This is a genomic window from Streptomyces sp. JLSY215, assembly GCF_059682825.1.
On sequence record NZ_CM185022.1, the window covers coordinates 7,063,774 to 7,081,834 of the forward strand.

Below are 18,061 nucleotides of genomic sequence, written 5' to 3' on the forward strand. Positions count from 1 at the left end.
GCCCGCGCCCGTTCACCACCCCGCGACCGTGTAGACCGCGAACCCGGCGGCGAGCAGCGCGGCAACGGCCCGGCGAACCCGGGTCACCCCCGTCCAGGGAGCCTCGAACCGGCGGGCGGACCGCCCGATGAGGATCAGCGCCACCGCGAACAGCGGCAGCCACGCCAGCCGGGCCGCGATCCAGGGAAGGCTGTCGGGGACGGTCGTCAGGCCCGGCACCGTGCCGAAGAAGGAGCTCGGCACGGCGGCGGCGAGCATCGCCGTCTGGTGCCAGCAGAAGATCGTCATCGCCGAGAGGTTGACCAGGACGACGGGCGCCCAGAGGGCGGGGCGGCGCAGCAGCTTCGCGAGGCGGTCCCGGAGGAGGAGGGCGGCGCCGGACTGCGCGGCGGCCAGCGCCAGGACGAGCAGCGACGGCGGATGGGAGTTGGTGCGGTCCTGGCCGGGGACGCCGACCATGCTGGCGGGGTAGTGGAACGCGAGCAGCAGCAGCGCGAACAGCGCGGCGCCGCCGAGCAGCAGCACCCACGCCGCGCGCCGGCCGAGCCTCTTCTCGCCCCAGGCGACGCCGAGTTGGTAGGCGAACAGCCAGCCGGGGAGGAGGTTGAGCAGGCTCAGCCAGGACGGCATGGCATCGGCGTACGGTCCGTAGCGCAGAAAGTCCACCACGGCCACGCAGCCCAGGAGCGGCGCCGCGGAAGCCGCACCCAGCCGCCGCGCGGCCCGCACGCAGTACGGGGTCAGCGCCGTGACACCCGCATAGACGCCGACGAACCACAGCGGCTGGATGACCAGCGTCGCCCCGGTCCGCAAGGTGGCCGCCGGAACGCCCGCCGCGAACAGAAGGGGCAGCAGGGCGGCCCAGACGGCCGTCACCCCGAGCACCGGACGCCCCAGGCGGGCGAGCCGCCCGCGCAGCCACCGGGCCGGTGACTCGCCCCGGCCGGTGGCGCGCCGGTACGACAGCACCGACGCATAACCGCCGACCAGGAAGAAGATGCCGAGCATCTGCAGCACCCAGCTCAGCGGCGCCAGGAAGGACAGTGCGGTGAGCGGACTGGCGTTGTGCAGCGCGCCCTCCGCATCGCGGGTGAAGCCGCCGAGCAGCCAGTGGCCGGTCGGCACGGACAGCAGCGCGAGGGCGCGCAGACCGTCGATGGCACGGTCGCGGTCGGCGGGCGTACGCGCGTCGGTCGTCCCGATCATCCGGCGTACGGGGGCGAGCAGATCAGCCGAGGTCATGACGGCACTCCTGGTCATCGGCGGCGCAGCGGACGGCGGAGTAGGCGCCGAGGACGATGTCGGCGAAGTTGTCGAGCGAATCGGTGCCGGGGACGAAATAGCCGGTGTGTCCCTCGGCCCGGTCGGCGGAGACGCGGCGCGCTCCGTACGCGGGATCGGTGGGGTCCGTGCCGTGGCCCAGGCCCAGCAGCCGCAGATGCGGCACGTTGCCGATCCAGTCGGTGGCGTCCCGGGCGGCCCATACCCGGGCGGTGGTGCCCAGTGCGGCCGCGGAGTCGGCGCGCGTCCCGGGGCTGCCGAGGAAGACCAGGTCGGAGGCGGCACCGTGGGCCATGTCCGGCGCGGCCACGCCGCACACGACCGAGCCGTAGCTGTGGCACAGCACGGTGGGCGCGGGGGAGCCGGTGGCCTGGAGGCCGGCCAGGAGCCGGTTCAGCCGGGGCGCCCCGGCCTCGGCCAGGCGGCCGGTGACGGCGTCCGGGCCCAGGCCGACCGGCGTCGTATAGCCGGCCCAGGCGATCACCGCGGTCGGCGTGGCGGGGGCGTTTTCGGTCATCTTGGCGTGCAGCGCCCGCGCCATGCGCGACGGTGTGCCATAGGGGTCCTGGGCGCGGTCGAACGACCCGAGGTCGATATCGGAACCGGGCACCACGACCGCCGTACGCCGCGCCGTCTCCAGATTCCCGTACACCTCCGCGATTTGGCCGCGCCCGCGCGGATCAAAGGCGAGAATCTGCCGGCCGGGCCGGAGCAATTCGGCGTACCGGGCCGCGCTTTTCCCCTCCTGCGGTGCGGTCGGACCCGACCGTTCCAGCGCCGCCTTCTCCGCCTTTATGGCAAGGAAATTGGCCCGGTAGCGCAGCGGAACGGGAGCGCCGTCCAGATTTCCGACGGTGAGCGGATGCCGCCGTACCAACTCCCGCTGCTGAGCGTCGGTCAAGGACGCGAAGAAACGGGCGACGGCGGCGGGGGAGGCGGTCGCCGGATCGGGCAGCGACCGGCCCAGGGAGTGGTCCGCGCGCCAGGACGCGGCGCCCGGCGGCGGGGTGGTGACGGCCCGCTGGACGCTCTCCACGCCCCAGCCGCCGGTCCCGAGAACGGAGATGAGGACCAGCCCGATCGCCTGGGCCAGCCGCCTCTTGCGCAGCATTTCGGTCACGTCCCTTCTCCGTCCGGACGCCCACGGCCCGGCCACTTTTCATGCTGCTGGGGAAAAGGCCGGAAAACAGTGACGGCAGCAGGCCAACCGCGGTAGGGCTGGCTGTACTTCGCGCCCTGGGGCCTGCCGCCGCACGGGGTACGGCTACCTGGAACATTCGGCCTCGGCTTAATGCCCTGGCCGGTGCCGATGCCCGATGAAACCCTTCGGGGAATTCGTCGGCCGACCGCCCCGGCAGCCGGCCGGAACCGCCGTCCGACGAAGCCCACCATCCGAAGGAACTGGGGCCGAGGGAATCCGATGAGCATCCCGAGAACGACCGCCGACCCGACGAGGACCACCGCGCCGGGCACGGCCGCCGAGCCGAGAACGGTCGCCGAAAAGCTGTGGGAAAGCCGAGTCGTTCACCGGGCACCGCACGAGCCGGACCTGCTCTACGTCGATCTGCACCTCACCCACGAGGCCACCTCCCCGCAGGCCTTCGACGGCCTGCGGCTCGCCGGACGGCGCGTACGCCGCCCCGAGCTGACGCTCGCGCTGGAGGACCACAACGTCCCCACCGACACCAGCGAGATCCACGACCCGGTCAGCCGCACCCAGCTCGACACCCTGCGCGCCAACTGCGCCGCACACGGCGTCGAGCTCTACCGGATGGGCCACCGCCGCCAGGGCATCGTCCATGTCGTCGGCCCCCAACTGGGGCTGGTCCAGCCGGGGATGACGGTGGTCTGCGGCGACAGCCACACCTCCACCCACGGCGCGCTGGGCGCCCTCGCCTTCGGCATCGGCACCAGCGACGTCGAACATGTGCTGGCCACCCAGTGCCTGGCGATCGACCGGCCCCGGACCATGGCGGTGGAGTTCACCGGCACCCTGCCGCCCGAGGTGGGCGCCAAGGACCTCATCCTGGCGCTGATCGCCGAGATCGGTACGAACGGCGGCCGCGGCCACATGATCGAGTACCGGGGCGAGATCGTCCGCGGGCTCTCGATGGAGGCCCGGATGACGCTGTGCAACATGACCATCGAGGCCGGCGCCCGCGCGGGTCTGATCGCCCCCGACGACACCACCTTCGCCTACCTGGCCGGCCGCCCCTACGCCCCCCAGGGCGCGCAGTGGGACGCCGCCCTGGCCCACTGGCGCACCCTGCACACCGACCCGGGCGCCGTCTTCGACCGCACGGTGACCCTGGACGTATCGGACCTCACCCCGCTCGTCACCTGGGGCACCAACCCCAGCCAGGTCGCCCCCGTCGGCGGCGTGGTGCCGGACCCCGACGAACTGGCCGACGCCCAGGCGCGCCAGGCGGCCCGCCGCGCCCTGGACTACATGGACCTGACCCCGGGCACGGCCCTGCGCGATCTGTCCATCGACGTGGTCTTCCTCGGCTCCTGCACCAACGGCCGGATCGAGGACCTGCGGGCCGCCGCCGGCGTGCTGCGGGGCCGCACGGTCGCCGACGGCACCCGGCTGATCGTCGTCCCGGGATCCGCACAGGTACGCACCCAGGCCGAGGACGAGGGCCTGCACGACGTGATCACCGCCGCGGGCGGCGAATGGCGGCTGCCCGGCTGCTCGATGTGCCTGGGCATGAACGCCGACCGGCTGCGCGGCGCCGAACGCTGCGCCTCGACCTCGAACCGCAACTACGAGGGCCGCCAGGGCGCGCAGGCCCGCACCCATCTCGTCTCGCCGTCCGTGGCCGCCGCGACCGCCGTGGCCGGCCGCCTCGCCGCCCCGTCGGACCTGCTCCGGTAGGGGGTCTGTCCGGTGGGTCATGGCCGGGTCCGCGGCGGCCTTTTCCGACCCTGACCCACCGGACAGACCCCAGGACGCGTCCCCGGCCCATCGAAGGAACGGAACCCCCAGATGACCAACCTCAAGCCCTTTGACGCCTATACCGGGCGCGCGGTGGCACTGCGCCGGGACAACATCGACACCGATCAGATCGTCCCGGCGGAATTCTGCAAGCGAGTGACGAAAACCGGCTACGCGGACGCTTTGTTCGCGCGCTGGCGCCAGGAGCCGGACTTTGTTCTGGACCGTCCGGTGCACCACGGCGCCGGGATACTCGTGGCGGGCCGTAACTTCGGTATCGGCAGCTCCCGGGAACATGCCGTATGGGCGCTGAAGGACGGCGGATTCACCGTCGTCATCGCCACCGGATTCGGTGACATTTTCCAGCGCAATGCGATGAACAACGGATTGCTGCCGGTCGACCAGCCGCCTGCGGTGGTGGAACTCATCATGAATGCGGTGGAGCGGGACCCGGGCCTGGAGCTCACCGTCGACCTTGTGAATTGCCGGCTGCTGATGGCGGAGAGTGGCTGGGACTTCACAGTGAACGAGCGCGCCCGGCAGCTTCTCCTCCAGGGGCATGATGCTATTTCGGCCACATTGCAGCGCGACTCGCTGATCGCGGAGTATGAGGCGGGCCGCCCCGACTGGCTGCCCACGCTGCGCCCGGGCAGCTGACGGGGCCCGACGGTCCGTCAAGGTTCAGTCAGCTGAACCTTCATAGGCGTGCGCGCCCCCCTGTCGGAACTTTCGTCCCCGACGCACCATGGGTACCGCTACGGACTGCCAGGGCCCGGTCAAGGACCACTACCGGCCATCACGGCAATTCCAAGCGTTTACGAATGCCAACCAAGGACTCGTGATAGCGTCGAATGGACTTGCGAGTTGGGCGGTGGGGCGGCTAGTCGCCGGTGAAAACGAGACCGGTTTGACGATGCGCACGGATCCTGCGGGGGAGTATGCGTCGCATATACTTTACGTCAGAAAGCTTGTCAAGAACCAGAGTTTCGCCCGAGGTCAGCCAGTTACGCGAGGCCCTCTTCGCGCTGGAAATGCTGAGCGTGGGCGGCGGCGGACCGGTTTTCAAACCGTGGCGCAAACAGATAGGCGGTTCGGGGAATATCCGCGCGCTGGTGAAACTCGCGCAGATCGTGCGGCCGTTACCGGATATGAGCCAGATACTGCGGCGCGACGGCAACGGCACACCGGGCGGCGCCGACCGGGCCGTCCGGGCCAACCGGCCGCAGGTCGTCCGCGACCTCGAGGAATTCCACGCCATCGCGGTGGCCCCCTACTGGACCGCCATCGCCAAGGCGCTGAACGCCGACCGCACCGCACGCGGCCAGATCATGCTCAGCGACGGCGTGGGCAAACTGCTCGCCACCCTCCACCCGGCCATCGGCTGGACCCCGCCGGTGCTGGAAATCCCGGGCACCGGCGACGACGTGAAGCTGGAGGCCTGCGGACTGATCCTGGTCCCGTCCCTCTTCCTCGCGGGCCGCCCGCCGGTGCTCTTGGACGAGGGCGGCGACGGCCGCCCGGCGACCCTGATCTACCCGACCCCCGTGAACGCCGACTGGGCGGAATCCCTCTGGGATCCCAAAGAGGGCGCCGACCACGCCCTGCACGCCCTGGTGGGCCGCACCCGGGCGGCCGTACTGGAAAGCCTGACCCGAAGCCGTACGACCACCGAGGTCGGCGAACGCGTCGGCATCTCCTCCGCCGCCGCCAGCCAGCACACCTCGGTGCTGCGCGCGGCGGGCCTGATCACCACCGTGCGTACCTTCAACAAGGTCCAGCACACCCTGACGCCCCTCGGCGGCGCCCTCCTCCACGGCGAGCTGGCCTGACCGGCCTGGCGCCTTCCGCTTCCCGGGGCCCGTGCGAGCCGGCGCGGCCCCACCCGCCGGGCGGGGGAGCGGACAGGCACCCCGAACGGCGCAGATCCTCCGCCGGGCCGAGGCGATGGCGGAGGATCTGGCGCGGGGTGCCGTCCGGCTACCGGCCGTTGGACGGGTGCCCGGTTTTTAGACGGTGCCCGACTTCGCGATCTTGATCGTCGACTTGGTCTTGCCGCTCTGCGAGCCCTGCGCCTCGATCGTCTTCACGACGTCCATGCCCTCGACGACCTCGCCGAAGACGACGTGCTTGCCGTCCAGCCAGCTCGTGACGATCGTGGTGATGAAGAACTGCGAGCCGTTGGTGTTCTTCCCGGCGTTGGCCATGGAGAGCAGGCCCGGCTTGGTGTGCTTCAGCTTGAAGTTCTCGTCGGCGAACTTCTCGCCGTAGATGCTCTTGCCGCCGGTGCCGTCACCCCGGGTGAAGTCGCCGCCCTGGAGCATGAACTCGGGGATGACCCGGTGGAAGCCGGAGCCCTCGTAGCCGAAGCCGTGCTGGCCCGTGGCGAGCTCCCGGAAGTTGCGGGCGGTCTCGGGTACGACGTCGTCGTACAGCTTGAAGACGATGCGCCCGGCGGGCTGGTCGTTGATGGTGATGTCGAAAAACACGTTGCTCATGACGGCATCCTCACATCCCGGCCCCCCATGCGAGAAAACGGGCTGCCGCCATTTGCCCCCACGGCCCTCCGCGCACGACGATCCGGCCCCTGGTGCCGAACCGCTCCCGCCTGTCAGAGGCGGGTGTTTGAATGCCCGCATGGACCCGGAGACCACACTCACCGCCCTGCGTGGTTATTGCGTCGAACGCCTCGGCGCGGAGCTCGCCGCCCGCTGCGTCGACCTCGTCCGGCCCGGCTTCGCGCTCACGAAGGCCGGGCCGGGCGAGGCCGCCGGTCACAGCCGGTTCGGCGGCCCCGCGATGCTCGAACCGGGCACGCCCTGGCCGCTCTGCAAGGGCTTTCCGCTGAGTCTCCTCGCCGTCCTCGACACCGACGCCCTGGCCCCCTGGCTCGGTGACCTCCTCCCGGCCGGGACGGGCCTGCTCAACTTCTTCTACCTGGACAGCGACACCGAGCAGAGCGACCCCGCCGCGGGCAAGCTGTTGCTCGCGTTCGGCAGCGACGACCCGCAGGTGGGGAAGGTGATCGCGGCCCGTTCCGGGCAGGCCGTCGAGACGCCCCCGCCCGCCCGGTCGACCGTCTTCGCACCGGTCGCGTGGGCCGCGTCACCCGGGTTCGCCTTCCCCGACCCCTGGGACCCGGCCTGGGACACCCTCGACCTGGGACCCGAGGCCGACGACCTCGCCAGAGCCATGCCCGGCATGTACGTCGAGGATCTCCTCACCGAGTGGCCGCAACGGCCGGGCGCGCTCGACGCCTCGGACATCGCCTTCGGCCGACCGGAATTCCCGACGGGAAGCTCGCCGTCCCTGCCGTCCGGCGAGGACCCGAACCTCTACCACCACCTGCTCCAGCTGTCCGGACAGGACGAATGGCGCATCGGCGGCGACGGCGGCTGGATGCACTGGTCGATCCCCACCGAGGCGCTGCGCGCCGGCGACTTCAGCCGAGCGGTCCCGACCCCGGACATCTGGTGACCACCAACCCCTCGACCCCCGACCGCCCGGAGGCCCGGCCATGCCTGACCACTACCCGCCGATCGCACCGTACGAGACGGGCATGCTCGACGTCGGCGACGGCAACCTCGTCCACTGGGAGGCCTGCGGCAATCCGCACGGCAAACCCGCGCTCGTCGTCCACGGCGGACCGGGCTCGGGGTGCCGGCCCCGGGCACGGCAGTACTTCGACCCCGACCGCTACCGGATCGTGCTCTTCGACCAGCGGGGCTGCGGCCGCAGCACCCCCCACGCGAGCGATCCCGCCACCGATATGCGGCACAACACGACGGGTCATCTGCTGGCGGACATGGAGCAGTTGCGCGCGCACCTGGGCATCGAACGCTGGCTGCTGTTCGGCGGGTCATGGGGCTCGACGCTGATCCTGGCGTACGCGGAACGCCACCCGGAGCGGGTCTCGGAGATCGTCATCCCCGGCGTCACCACCACCTGCCGCTCGGAGACCGACTGGCTCTACCGCGGCGTCGGGCGCTTCTTCCCCGAGGAATGGGAGCGCTTCGCCGCCGGGGCGCCCGAAGCGGGCCGGGACGGGGACATCGTGGCGGCGTATGCGCGCAGGGCGGCCGACCCCGACCCGGCCGTACGGGAGCAGGCCACCGCCGACTGGTGCGCCTGGGAGGACGCGGTGCTCTCGCTGGAGCCGAACGGCGCGGCCCGCCCCTATGGCGACCGGCCGTCCGCCGCCCGGCTGGCCCTGGTCCGGATCTGCTCGCACTACTTCTCGCACGGGGCCTGGCTCGAGGAGGGCGCGCTCCTCCGGGACGCCGGGCGGCTGAAGGGTATCCCCGGGGTGCTCCTCCACGGCCGTCACGACCTCGGCAGCCCGCCGGACACCGCCTGGCAGCTGGCGCGCGCCTGGCCCGATGCCCGGCTGATCATGATCGACGACGCGGGGCACAAGGGCAGCGCGACGATGGCCGCGGAGGTGACGGGGGCGCTCGACCGGTTCGCCGGTGCCTGAAACAGTCGTTCGTACCGGCCCTGGTAGCCCGACGCTGATGTCGGATTCTCGCCAGCCAGGCCCCACCGGCTGAGCAATCCTTGAAGGCATGCACACCGACACCGAGCGCTGTCTGCGCGCCGTGCAGTCCAAGGACGCCCGCTTCGACGGATGGTTCTACACCGCCGTCCTGACGACCGGAATCTACTGCCGGCCCAGCTGCCCCGTCGTGCCGCCCAAGCCCGAGAACATGCGCTTCTACCCGAGCGCGGCGGCCGCCCAGCAATCCGGGTTCCGGGCCTGCAAGCGGTGCCGCCCGGACGCCAGCCCGGGGTCGCCGCAATGGGACGAGCGGGCCGACCTGGTCGCGCGGGCGATGCGGCTGATCGCCGACGGCGTCGTCGACCGCGAGGGCGTCCCCGGACTCGCCGCCCGCCTCGGCTACAGCACCCGCCAGATCGAACGCCAGCTGCTGGCCGAGCTCGGCGCGGGACCGCTCGCCCTGGCCCGCGCGCAGCGCGCCCAGACCGCCCGGCTGCTGGTGGAGACCACCGCGGTGCCGATGGCCGATGTCGCCTTCGCCGCCGGGTTCGCCAGCATCCGTACCTTCAACGAGACGGTACGCGAGGTCTTCGCGCTCTCCCCGACCGCACTGCGCGAGCGCGCCCGGCCAGGCGGCGACGCCGCGGCGGTGCCCGGCACCCTCTCGCTGCGGCTGCCGTTCCGCCGGCCGCTGAACCCGGACAACCTCTTCGGGCACCTCGCGGCCACCGCCGTCCCCGGCGTCGAGGAATGGCGCGACGGCGCCTACCGCCGCACCCTCAGCCTCCCCTACGGCCACGGCATCGTCGCCCTGTCACCCCGCCCCGAGCACATCGACTGCCGCCTCGCCCTCACGGACCTGCGCGATCTCGCGGGTGCCATCGCCCGCTGCCGGCGGATGCTGGACCTCGACGCGGACCCGGAGGCCGTCGACGGGCTGCTCCGCGCGGACCCGCTGCTGGCCGAGCTGGTCGACAAGGCGCCCGGCCGCCGGGTGCCGCGCACCGTCGACGCCGAGGAGTTCGCGGTCCGCGCCGTACTAGGCCAGCAGGTCTCCACCGCCGCGGCCCGTACGCACGCCGGGCGGCTGGTCGTCGCGCACGGCGAGAAGATCGACGACCCCGGCGGCGGCCTCACCCACCTCTTCCCGTCCACCTCCGCGCTCGCCGCACTCGACCCCGCGTCCCTGGCGATGCCGCGTACCCGCCGGGCCACCCTCACCGGCCTCATCGACGCCCTCGCCTCCGGCGCGCTGCAGCTCGGCGTCGGCAGCGACCGGGAGGCGGCCCGCGCCCGGCTCGCGGCGCTGCCCGGCATCGGTCCCTGGACCGTCGAGGTCGTCGCCATGCGCGCGCTCGGCGACCCCGATGCCTTCACACCGACCGATCTCGGACTGCGCCGGGCCGCCGCCGGCCTCGGGCTGCCCGCCACCCCGGCGGCCCTCATCCGCCACTCGTCCGTCTGGCGCCCCTGGCGCGCCTACGCCGTCCAGTACCTCTGGGCGACCGACGACCACCCCATCAACCGCCTCCCCACGAACTGAGCCCACCGCCATGACCGTTCACGCATCCGGCCGGCAGGCCGCCCCGCTCACCCACACCGTTCTGGCCGGCACCCCGGTGGGCCCGCTCACCCTCGTCGCCCTCGGCGACGCCCTCACCGGCCTCTATATGACCGACCAGCGCCACCGCCCGCCCCAGGAGACCTTCGGCGCCCCCGCGGACCCGGACGACCCACCGTTCGCCGAGACCATCGCCCAGCTCCAGGCCTACTTCCGCGGCGAGTTGACCACCTTCGACCTGCCGCTCGCACTGCGCGGCACGCCCTTCCAGCGGCGGGTCTGGGCCGCGCTGTGCACCATCCCGTACGGCGAGACGGTCAGCTACGGACGGCTCGCCGAACAGCTCGGTGCCCCGAGCGCGGCCCGCGCGGTCGGCCTCGCCAACGGCCGGAATCCGGTGGGCATCATCGTGCCGTGCCATCGCGTCGTGGGCGCCAACGGCAGCCTCACCGGCTACGGCGGCGGCCTGGACCGCAAGCGCCGGCTGCTGGATTTCGAGCGGACGGAGAGCGCGCTGTTCCCGGTGGAGGAATGCGGCTGACGCGGTGCCCGCGCCGGCACGTGGCAGGTGCCGCAGCCGCGCGGGTGCGGGGCTGCGGCACCGACCGGCTAACGGAAGACCGCGGTCAGCTTCCGCCACACCCGGGACAGCAGGCTCCTGCGGGCGACGGGCGGCGCGGGGGAGGGGCTCCCCTCAGGGGCCGCATCGTCCGGCGCCTCCTCCGGGCCGCCCGGCCCTTGAACGCCGGTGTGTTCCGGCGCGGGGCTGCCGCCTGGCCTGGGGATGGCGGGTTTTCCGGTACGGGTCCCTTCTGCGAAGGCCTTTCCGGTGCGGTTCTTTCCGGTGGGGTTCTTTCCGTTGCGTGCGGCTTCGGCGCGTACGAGCGCGCCGAGAGCGGCGAAGACGTCGAGGGGCATGCCGATCTCCTGCGCTGAGAAGGTGGGAGCTGATGACGGCAGGCCGAGGCCGCCCCTCACCCGAGGGCGGAAGAACGTGGGCGGACCCATCGGCCGGTCCGGATCAGCAGCGCAGGACGACCGTCCGCTCGGGAGGTGCGCCGACGGCGGCGTGCACGGCTCCGGGAGAGGCGCCCCCCGAGGCCGCGGCAACGGTGCCCAGGGGCGTGCCCCCGATGGCCTTGCCGCAGGTCCCCGTGGGGATCTGATGGCGCAGTGGGCAGGCCGACGCCTCGCTCCCGCGTCGGCCGCCGCTGCCCGGATGGTGCTTTCTGCCGCCGGCCGACGTCAGCTCGGGCGCGTCGCCGACGCAGTGCGCCACCGACATGCTCGCCGTGGCGGCGGCAGGGGCGTGGGCAAGACAGTGGTTCGCCTGGGAGGACGGCAGATGGCAGGCGCCGATGACGAGCGCGGCCTGCACCAGCGCCAGCAGTGCGACGAGCAGCAGACCGCGCACGCCGCCCGCATCCGCGGAGCGGCCACGGCCGACGGTGTCGCGCATGCGCTTCTCCCCACGCTCTCCGCGAGGGATTCCCCAGGAAACGCGCCGGATGCCCCAGAGAGGCCAAAAGAGGCGATATTTCCCCCTGATCCGGGCATGTGTTCGCGCATATGTCCCACCGTCGCTCGGTTGCCCGCGGGCGACGGCTCCGCCTCAGGCGGCGACGGCCGCCCGCACGTCCTCCACCAGTCGTTCCGCCTCCGCCAACGACCGCCGCAACTCCTCGGCCGTAGTGCCGAGTTGGCCGAGCAGGGCGGTGGCCCGGGCGGCGAAGCCGGGCGGTGTGCCGGGAAGGGCGGCGGCCGCCGCGAGGGCGCCCTTTTCGTTGAGGCACCAGACGCCGTGCTGTGCGTGCAGCGCCTGGACGAGGTCGCCGACGGCCCGGGACAGGCACAGGGACACATGCAGCGCGTCTCCGGCCCCGCACGACTTGGCCGCCATCGCCGCCGAGAACCCCGCGTCCCACAGTGCGCCGTCGGTCAGTGACGTGCGCAGGGCCTCGGGATAGTGCCGGGTCTCCTCCTTGAGCCGCGCCAGCTCGCCGTCGGTGTCGGCGAGCACCTGCCCCAGCGCCACCTCGCCCGGATACCCCGGGGACCAGAAGCCCAGCGGATGACCGGCCTGCATCCCGGTCTCGAAGCGGCCGGCGCGGCAGTCCTGCCACACCCGCCGCACGCGGTCCACGTCCCGCAGGATCCAGTCCACATGGCTGCCGTCGGGCAGGACGAGCCAGGCCCCGCCGTTCACCCAGGCGCCCCAGGCGCCCGGCCCGTACACCTCGACGGGGCCGCCGGTCACCGCGGCGGCCAGCGATTCCAGCGCCGCCAGATCGGGCTCTCCGCGGTAGTAGACGCCAAGATCCCAGTCGGAGTCCGCCCGATGCGTCCCCCGGGCCCGGCTCCCGCCGAGCATCACGCCCACAACTCCCGGTACCCGTAAGGTCCTTGCGGCGATGTCCGCCATCCGCTGAAGATCGTCCATGGCGGTCACCCTAGGACCGGACGTCCTCCCCGCACCACGGGGTTTTTCACACGGCACCGTGCCGCGCGGCCCCCTTGGGCGGCAGCCCGTCCTCCAGCTCCGCCGGCCCGCGCCCGTCGGCCAGCACGTCCAGCGCGGCGCGGACCCGCAGCCGCATCTCGTCGTTCAGCAGCTTCTCGGCCTCGCCCCAGTGCACCAGCCGCCACGACAGCAGCTCGTCCTCCTGGAGCCGGATGGCGGCGATCTGCGCCTCGTCCAGCACCCCGCCGTCGAAGAGGTACGACACCAGCGGCGGCCGCCCCTCCCCGCGCGCCCAGTCGACGGCGAGCAGCGCGCCCACCTCGACATCCAGGCCGATCTCCTCGGCGGTCTCGCGGCGGGCGGCCTGGCGGGGCGACTCGCCGCTGTCCGATTCGATGGTTCCGCCGGGCAGGTTCCAGGTGTCGCGGTAATTGGGCTCCACCAGGAGGATGCGGCCCTCGACGTCACGGAGGAGGGTGCCCGCCCCCGAGAGGATGCGGGGCAGACCGGCGATGTAGGTGGCGTAATCCATGGTCGTCACGGCGCGAGCCTAGAGGATGGCGGCGGCGCCGCGGCGAAGGATGCGGGCCGGGTCCTACGGAGCGAGATGCCCTGTTCGCGGGGCCCCCTCGCCGGATAAGGTCACAGCGGCGCGACTGCCAGTTCGAAAGCAAGGGGAAACACGGTGGCGGACGCAGCAAGGACACACACCGGACAGGTGCTGATCGCCGCGGACAAGTTCAAGGGTTCGCTCACGGCCGTAGAGGTCGCCGAGCACGTCACGGCCGGTCTGCGGCGCGTGGTCCCCGACCTGGACGTGGCGGCCATCCCGGTCGCGGACGGCGGCGACGGCACGGTTGCGGCAGCGCTCGCGGCCGGTTTCGCCCGCCATGAGGCGCGGGTCATGGGCCCCACCGGCGAGCCGGTGACGGCCACCTTCGCGCTGCGCGAGGACGGTACGGCCGTGGTGGAGATGGCGGAGGCCTCCGGCCTGCAGCATCTTCCGCAGGGTGTTTTCGCACCCTTGACGGCCACCACGTACGGCACCGGGGAGCTGCTGCTGGCGGCCCTCGACGCGGGCGCGACCTCGATCGTCTTCGGGGTCGGCGGCAGCGCGACGACCGACGGCGGCGCGGGCATGCTCGCGGCGCTCGGGGCGCGGTTCCTGGACGCACAGGGCAAGCCGGTCGCCCCCGGCGGCGGCCCGCTGGCGGAGCTCGCCACGGCCGATCTGTCGGGCCTCGACCCCCGGCTGGCCGCAACGGACATCGTGCTCGCCAGCGACGTCGACAACCCGCTCACGGGCCCCAAGGGCGCCCCCGCGGTCTACGGCCCGCAGAAGGGCGCCAGTGAGGCGGACGTGGCCACGCTGGACGCGGCCCTGGCGCACTACGCCGAGGTGCTGGAGGCCGCCGTCGGCCCGAAGGCCGCCGAGCACGCCCTGGCGCCCGGTGCGGGCGCGGCGGGCGGTATCGGCTACGGCGCGCTGGTCGGCCTGGACGCGGCCTTCCGGCCCGGTATCGACGTGATGCTCGATGTGCTCGGCTTCGCGCCGGCGCTGGCGAAGGCCACGTTCGTGATCACCGGCGAGGGCTCGCTGGACGAGCAGACGCTGCACGGCAAGGCGCCGGCCGGTGTCGCCGCCGCGGCCCGTGCGGCGGGCATCGAGGTCGCCGCGGTCTGCGGGCGGCTCCAGCTGTCCCAGGAGGCCCTCGGCGCGGCCGGTATCAGCCGCGCCTACGCCCTGACGGATCTGGAGCCCGACCCGGCCCGTTCCATGGCCGAGGCCGGTCCGCTGCTGGAGCGGGCGGCGGAGAGCCTGGCCCGCGACTTCCTGGTCTGAGCCGCGGACGGACGCGACAAAGGCCGAGAGCCCCGGGCGATCATCGCCCGGGGCTCTCGGCCTTCTCGTATCCGTCCCCGCTAGGGAAGCTGTGCGGCCCGCGACTCGCGGCGATTGTCGCGGAAGGTGTTCACCCTCCGGGCCGTCGCGAACAGCGGGATCATCGCGCCCAGGACCACCTGGAGGGAGCAGCCGGTCCACAGCAGCAGCTGGCCGCCGGGGGCGTCCAGCGCCCAGGCCGCCAGCATGCCCATGCTGAGGACGATCCAGCTGAGCATCGCCACCGCGAGCCGGCCCCGCGGCTTGGGGTACTCGACCCGGCTCACCATCAGCCAGGCCACCCCGATGATCGCCAGCAGCGTCGGCAGGAACGGCAGCTCCAGCAGCACGATGGCGACGACGGTCAGGGCGCCGAAGGGGCTCGGCATGCCCTGGAAGATGCCGTCGCGCAGCGTGACGCAGGAGAACCGCGCCAGCCGCAGCACCACCGCCAGCAGCACCACCACCGCCGCCACCACCGACACCCGCTGGTTGGCGCCCGAGGCGGGCACCGCGACCATGCCCCAGGTCACCACGAAGTACGCGGGCGCCAGCCCGAAGCTGATCAGGTCGGAGAGGTTGTCGAGCTCGGCCCCCATCGCCGAGGCCCGCAGCTTGCGCGCGACCAGACCGTCGAAGAGGTCGAAGACCGACGCCATCAGCATCAGGATCACGGCCACCGCGGCGCTGTGCCGCGCCATCCCGCCGTCCTCGGTCCCGGTCAGATGCGGGATGAGGACGCCGGTGGTGGTGAAGTACACGGCCATGAAGCCGCAGATGGCGTTGCCGAGAGTGAGGGTGTCCGCTATCGACAGCCGCGTGGACAGCGGCATGTCGTCCCCGTCCTCCTCGGTCTCGGGCGCCCAGCCTGCCTGTGTTTCAGGATCAATCACGGTCAAGGCGAGTCACCCCCGCGGTCGTGGCCTGGCCGACCTCGACGGCCGGCTCGACGCCCTCCGGGAGGTAGACGTCGACGCGCGAGCCGAACCGGATCAGTCCGATGCGCTCGCCCTGCTCGACCTTCGTGCCCTGGGGCACGTAGGGGACGATGCGGCGGGCCACCGCGCCGGCGATCTGCACCATCTCGATGTCGCCGAGCTCGGTGTCGAAGTGCCAGACGACCCGCTCGTTGTTTTCGCTCTCCTTGTTGAACGCCGGGACGAATCCGCCGGGGATGTGCTCCACGGACGTCACCGTGCCGGCCAGGGGCGCACGGTTGACATGGACATTCAGCGGGCTCATGAAGATCGCGACGCGGGTGCGCCCGTCCTTCCACGGCATGATGCTCTGCACCACGCCGTCGGCCGGAGAGATGACGCGGCCCTGAGCGATCTCGCGCTCGGGGTCGCGGAAGAACCACAGCATGCCCGCCGCGAGAGCGGTGGTGGGCACGGCGACGGCGGCCCAGCGTCCCGAGCGACGGGAGCGGGCCAGGCTGACCGCTGCCGTTGCCACGGTCGGGAGGAGCCACGGCGACGCTCCGCGCGCGAGGCGGACGCGACCGCGAGGTGCAGAGGATTGGCTGTGGGGCATGGATGACCTTCGTAGCGGAGGATGCCGCGTAGGGATACGGGGGACGGCGGCTTTCCGGGGATGCTATCGGGTACGGGTGGCAACTGGCCAAGAGCCAGCGCCAATCCGTGGCCGAAGAACGATGACGGGGTGTGATCTTCGTCTAGACGAAAACGCCCCAAACGGGACGTTCACCCCTGGATTCGGTACTCCTCCAGTAGCCGTCGACCAATGATCATTTTCTGGATCTCGGCGGTACCTTCACCGATCAGGAGCATCGGGGCCTCGCGGTAGAGACGCTCGATCTCGTACTCCTTGGAGAAGCCGTATCCGCCATGGATACGGAAAGCGTCTTCGACCACCTCCTTGCAGTACTCGGAGGCCAGGTACTTCGCCATGCCCGCTTCGAGGTCGTTTCGCTGGCCGGAGTCCTTTTTGCGAGCGGCGTTAACCATCATTGCATGCGCCGCTTCGACCTTTGTGGCCATTTCCGCCAGTTTGAACTGGATGGCCTGATGCTGGGCGATCGGCTTGCCGAAGGTCTGGCGCTGCTGGGCGTACGAAACGCCCAGCTCGAAGGCGCGCTGTGCGACACCGCAGCCACGCGCGGCGACATTGACCCGGCCGACCTCGACGCCGTCCATCATGTGATAGAAGCCACGTCCGGTTTCCCCGCCGAGCACCCGATCGGCCGGAATGCGCAGGCCGTCCATGATCAGCTCGGTGGTGTCGACGCCCTTGTAGCCCATCTTGTCGATCTTGCCCGGAATGGTGAGGCCGGGACGGACCTCGCCGAAGCCCGCCTCCTTCTCCACCAGGAAGGTCGTCATCGACTTGTGCGGCGCGGTGCCCTCCGGGTGGCCCTCGTCCGTACGGCACAGCACCGCCACGAGCGTGGAGGAGCCGCCGTTGGTGAGCCACATCTTCTGGCCGTTGAGGACGTAATCGTCGCCGTCCCGCACGCCCTTGGAGGAGATGGCCGACACATCCGAGCCCAGCGCCGGCTCCGACATCGAGAAGGCGCCGCGGATTTCACCGGCCGCCATCTTCGGCAGGAAATAGTCCTTCTGTTCCTGCGTGCCGTGCTGCTTCAGCATGTACGCCACGATGAAGTGGGTGTTGATGATGCCCGAAACGCTCATCCAGCCGCGGGCGATTTCCTCGACGGTGAGCGCATATGTGAGAAGGGACTCACCCAGACCGCCGTACTCCTCGGGAATCATCAGCCCGAAGACGCCCAGTTCCTTCAGTCCCTCGACGATCGCCGCCGGGTACTCGTCGCGGTGTTCCAGCTCGGTGGCGACCGGCAGGATCTCCTTGTCCACGAAGTCGCGGACGGTGGCGAGAATCTCCCGCTGAATGTCGGTCAGACCCTCGGTCTGCGCAAGACGGCTCATGACGCTCACTTCTCCTTCTTGGCCGGCGGGGCCTTGAGCTCCGGGCGGCCGGGCTGTTCGCCGCCGCGCTCCTTGATGTACGTCTCGGTGGGGACCATCACCTTGCGCCGGAAGACGCAGACCAGCGTGCCGTCCTGCTTGTAGCCCTTGGTCTCGACATACACGATCCCGCGGTCCGACTTGGACTTCGACGGCGTCTTGTCGAGCACCGTCGTCTCGCCGTAGATCGTGTCGCCGTGGAAGGTCGGCGCCACATGCTTCAGTGACTCGATCTCCAGATTGGCGATCGCCTTTCCGGAGACATCCGGCACCGACATGCCCAGCAGCAGTGAGTAGATGTAGTTACCGACGACGACATTCTTTCCGAAGTCGGTGGTCTGCTCCGCGTAGTTGCTGTCCATGTGCAGCGGGTGATGATTCATCGTGAGCAGACAGAAGAGGTGGTCGTCGTATTCCGTGACGGTTTTCCCCGGCCAGTGCTTGTACACATCGCCGACGGTGAACTCTTCATAGGTACGGCCGAACTGCATCGCG

General features: G+C 71.5%; 19 protein-coding genes. 8 read left to right on the forward strand and 11 right to left on the reverse strand.

Going from position 1 to position 18,061, the window contains the following annotated elements; genetic code table 11:
- Positions 1 to 12: 12 nt before the first annotated feature.
- Both AC5677_RS31340 and AC5677_RS31345 read right to left on the reverse strand, forming a co-directional pair.
- A complete protein-coding gene (locus AC5677_RS31340) occupies positions 13 to 1,242 on the reverse strand; it encodes an acyltransferase family protein (protein WP_497191238.1) in 1,230 nt (409 codons plus the stop codon).
- On the reverse strand, positions 1,229 to 2,392 hold the full coding sequence (locus tag AC5677_RS31345; protein ID WP_497196830.1) for an alpha/beta hydrolase: 1,164 nt from the start codon (positions 2,390 to 2,392) through the stop codon (positions 1,229 to 1,231). The genes AC5677_RS31340 and AC5677_RS31345 overlap by 14 nt, the downstream gene beginning before the upstream one ends.
- A 309-nt stretch (positions 2,393 to 2,701) precedes the next feature.
- On the opposite strand from AC5677_RS31345, the gene leuC reads away from it, so the two are divergent.
- From leuC to AC5677_RS31360, 3 genes are all read left to right on the forward strand, one after another.
- The gene (leuC, locus tag AC5677_RS31350; protein ID WP_497191239.1) at positions 2,702 to 4,159 is read left to right on the forward strand and encodes a 3-isopropylmalate dehydratase large subunit; all 1,458 of its coding nucleotides are present in this window, start codon (positions 2,702 to 2,704) and stop codon (positions 4,157 to 4,159) included.
- A gap of 111 nt (positions 4,160 to 4,270) precedes the next feature.
- Entirely contained in the window at positions 4,271 to 4,876 is a 606-nt protein-coding gene (leuD, locus tag AC5677_RS31355; protein ID WP_497191240.1) for a 3-isopropylmalate dehydratase small subunit, read from the forward strand.
- 311 nt (positions 4,877 to 5,187) lie between these two features.
- Positions 5,188 to 6,048 carry an ArsR/SmtB family transcription factor gene (locus AC5677_RS31360; protein ID WP_497191241.1) on the forward strand — a complete coding sequence of 287 codons (861 nt, stop codon included), beginning with the start codon at positions 5,188 to 5,190 and terminating at the stop codon, positions 6,046 to 6,048.
- A gap of 177 nt (positions 6,049 to 6,225) precedes the next feature.
- Here AC5677_RS31360 and AC5677_RS31365 read toward each other — a convergent pair whose 3' ends face one another.
- On the reverse strand, positions 6,226 to 6,714 hold the full coding sequence (locus AC5677_RS31365; RefSeq protein WP_497191242.1) for a peptidylprolyl isomerase: 489 nt from the start codon (positions 6,712 to 6,714) through the stop codon (positions 6,226 to 6,228).
- Between the two features lie 139 nt (positions 6,715 to 6,853).
- Here AC5677_RS31365 and AC5677_RS31370 point away from each other — a divergent pair, with 139 nt between their 5' ends.
- From AC5677_RS31370 to AC5677_RS31385, 4 genes are all read left to right on the forward strand, one after another.
- A complete protein-coding gene (locus AC5677_RS31370) occupies positions 6,854 to 7,693 on the forward strand; it encodes a DUF1963 domain-containing protein (RefSeq protein ID WP_497191243.1) in 840 nt (279 codons plus the stop codon).
- A 40-nt stretch (positions 7,694 to 7,733) separates the two neighbouring features.
- A complete protein-coding gene (pip, locus tag AC5677_RS31375) occupies positions 7,734 to 8,693 on the forward strand; it encodes a prolyl aminopeptidase (protein WP_497191244.1) in 960 nt (319 codons plus the stop codon).
- 88 nt (positions 8,694 to 8,781) lie between these two features.
- Positions 8,782 to 10,257, forward strand: coding sequence for an AlkA N-terminal domain-containing protein (locus AC5677_RS31380; protein WP_497191245.1), 1,476 nt, complete (start codon positions 8,782 to 8,784; stop codon positions 10,255 to 10,257).
- A 10-nt stretch (positions 10,258 to 10,267) separates the two neighbouring features.
- On the forward strand, positions 10,268 to 10,816 hold the full coding sequence (locus AC5677_RS31385) for a methylated-DNA--[protein]-cysteine S-methyltransferase (protein ID WP_497191246.1): 549 nt from the start codon (positions 10,268 to 10,270) through the stop codon (positions 10,814 to 10,816).
- Between the two features lie 68 nt (positions 10,817 to 10,884).
- Here the strand turns inward: AC5677_RS31385 and AC5677_RS31390 are convergent, their stop codons facing one another.
- The 4 genes from AC5677_RS31390 to AC5677_RS31405 form a co-directional block, all read right to left on the reverse strand.
- Entirely contained in the window at positions 10,885 to 11,193 is a 309-nt protein-coding gene (locus AC5677_RS31390) for a hypothetical protein (protein WP_497191247.1), read from the reverse strand.
- A 103-nt stretch (positions 11,194 to 11,296) separates the two neighbouring features.
- On the reverse strand, positions 11,297 to 11,734 hold the full coding sequence (locus AC5677_RS31395; RefSeq protein WP_497191248.1) for a hypothetical protein: 438 nt from the start codon (positions 11,732 to 11,734) through the stop codon (positions 11,297 to 11,299).
- A gap of 153 nt (positions 11,735 to 11,887) precedes the next feature.
- A complete protein-coding gene (locus AC5677_RS31400; RefSeq protein WP_497191249.1) occupies positions 11,888 to 12,715 on the reverse strand; it encodes a nucleotidyltransferase domain-containing protein in 828 nt (275 codons plus the stop codon).
- A gap of 46 nt (positions 12,716 to 12,761) precedes the next feature.
- Positions 12,762 to 13,268 (reverse strand): NUDIX domain-containing protein, encoded by a 507-nt coding sequence (locus AC5677_RS31405; RefSeq protein WP_497196831.1) that lies wholly within the window; start codon positions 13,266 to 13,268, stop codon positions 12,762 to 12,764.
- A 186-nt stretch (positions 13,269 to 13,454) separates the two neighbouring features.
- Here AC5677_RS31405 and AC5677_RS31410 point away from each other — a divergent pair, with 186 nt between their 5' ends.
- Entirely contained in the window at positions 13,455 to 14,579 is a 1,125-nt protein-coding gene (locus AC5677_RS31410; protein ID WP_497196832.1) for a glycerate kinase, read from the forward strand.
- 80 nt (positions 14,580 to 14,659) lie between these two features.
- Here AC5677_RS31410 and AC5677_RS31415 read toward each other — a convergent pair whose 3' ends face one another.
- The 4 genes from AC5677_RS31415 to AC5677_RS31430 all read right to left on the reverse strand — a co-directional run bounded on the left by AC5677_RS31415 (position 14,660) and on the right by AC5677_RS31430 (position 18,057).
- Complete coding sequence (locus AC5677_RS31415; protein WP_497191250.1) at positions 14,660 to 15,517, reverse strand: CDP-alcohol phosphatidyltransferase family protein; 858 nt, start codon at positions 15,515 to 15,517, stop codon at positions 14,660 to 14,662.
- Positions 15,504 to 16,151: a phosphatidylserine decarboxylase gene (locus AC5677_RS31420; protein ID WP_497191251.1), complete on the reverse strand. Its 648-nt coding sequence runs from the start codon at positions 16,149 to 16,151 to the stop codon at positions 15,504 to 15,506. The genes AC5677_RS31415 and AC5677_RS31420 overlap by 14 nt, the downstream gene beginning before the upstream one ends.
- A gap of 170 nt (positions 16,152 to 16,321) precedes the next feature.
- Positions 16,322 to 17,527 carry an acyl-CoA dehydrogenase family protein gene (locus AC5677_RS31425; RefSeq protein ID WP_497191252.1) on the reverse strand — a complete coding sequence of 402 codons (1,206 nt, stop codon included), beginning with the start codon at positions 17,525 to 17,527 and terminating at the stop codon, positions 16,322 to 16,324.
- A gap of 5 nt (positions 17,528 to 17,532) precedes the next feature.
- Entirely contained in the window at positions 17,533 to 18,057 is a 525-nt protein-coding gene (locus AC5677_RS31430; RefSeq protein WP_497191253.1) for a MaoC family dehydratase, read from the reverse strand.
- Positions 18,058 to 18,061 lie beyond the last annotated feature (4 nt).

What these genes read in the sequence shown, in the direction of transcription:
- AC5677_RS31390 (WP_497191247.1), bottom strand. Translation starts at nt 11,193, where the DNA reads ATGCCCCTCGACGTCTTCGCCGCTCTCGGCGCGCTCGTACGCGCCGAA.
- AC5677_RS31400 (WP_497191249.1), bottom strand. Translation starts at nt 12,715, where the DNA reads ATGGACGATCTTCAGCGGATGGCGGACATCGCCGCAAGGACCTTACGG.
- AC5677_RS31370 (WP_497191243.1), top strand. Translation starts at nt 6,854, where the DNA reads ATGGACCCGGAGACCACACTCACCGCCCTGCGTGGTTATTGCGTCGAA.
- AC5677_RS31430 (WP_497191253.1), bottom strand. Translation starts at nt 18,057, where the DNA reads ATGCAGTTCGGCCGTACCTATGAAGAGTTCACCGTCGGCGATGTGTAC.
- AC5677_RS31425 (WP_497191252.1), bottom strand. Translation starts at nt 17,527, where the DNA reads ATGAGCCGTCTTGCGCAGACCGAGGGTCTGACCGACATTCAGCGGGAG.
- AC5677_RS31395 (WP_497191248.1), bottom strand. Translation starts at nt 11,734, where the DNA reads ATGCGCGACACCGTCGGCCGTGGCCGCTCCGCGGATGCGGGCGGCGTG.
- pip (WP_497191244.1), top strand. Translation starts at nt 7,734, where the DNA reads ATGCCTGACCACTACCCGCCGATCGCACCGTACGAGACGGGCATGCTC.
- AC5677_RS31380 (WP_497191245.1), top strand. Translation starts at nt 8,782, where the DNA reads ATGCACACCGACACCGAGCGCTGTCTGCGCGCCGTGCAGTCCAAGGAC.
- AC5677_RS31385 (WP_497191246.1), top strand. Translation starts at nt 10,268, where the DNA reads ATGACCGTTCACGCATCCGGCCGGCAGGCCGCCCCGCTCACCCACACC.
- AC5677_RS31405 (WP_497196831.1), bottom strand. Translation starts at nt 13,268, where the DNA reads ATGGATTACGCCACCTACATCGCCGGTCTGCCCCGCATCCTCTCGGGG.
- AC5677_RS31345 (WP_497196830.1), bottom strand. Translation starts at nt 2,392, where the DNA reads ATGCTGCGCAAGAGGCGGCTGGCCCAGGCGATCGGGCTGGTCCTCATC.
- leuC (WP_497191239.1), top strand. Translation starts at nt 2,702, where the DNA reads ATGAGCATCCCGAGAACGACCGCCGACCCGACGAGGACCACCGCGCCG.
- AC5677_RS31365 (WP_497191242.1), bottom strand. Translation starts at nt 6,714, where the DNA reads ATGAGCAACGTGTTTTTCGACATCACCATCAACGACCAGCCCGCCGGG.
- AC5677_RS31420 (WP_497191251.1), bottom strand. Translation starts at nt 16,151, where the DNA reads ATGCCCCACAGCCAATCCTCTGCACCTCGCGGTCGCGTCCGCCTCGCG.
- AC5677_RS31340 (WP_497191238.1), bottom strand. Translation starts at nt 1,242, where the DNA reads ATGACCTCGGCTGATCTGCTCGCCCCCGTACGCCGGATGATCGGGACG.
- leuD (WP_497191240.1), top strand. Translation starts at nt 4,271, where the DNA reads ATGACCAACCTCAAGCCCTTTGACGCCTATACCGGGCGCGCGGTGGCA.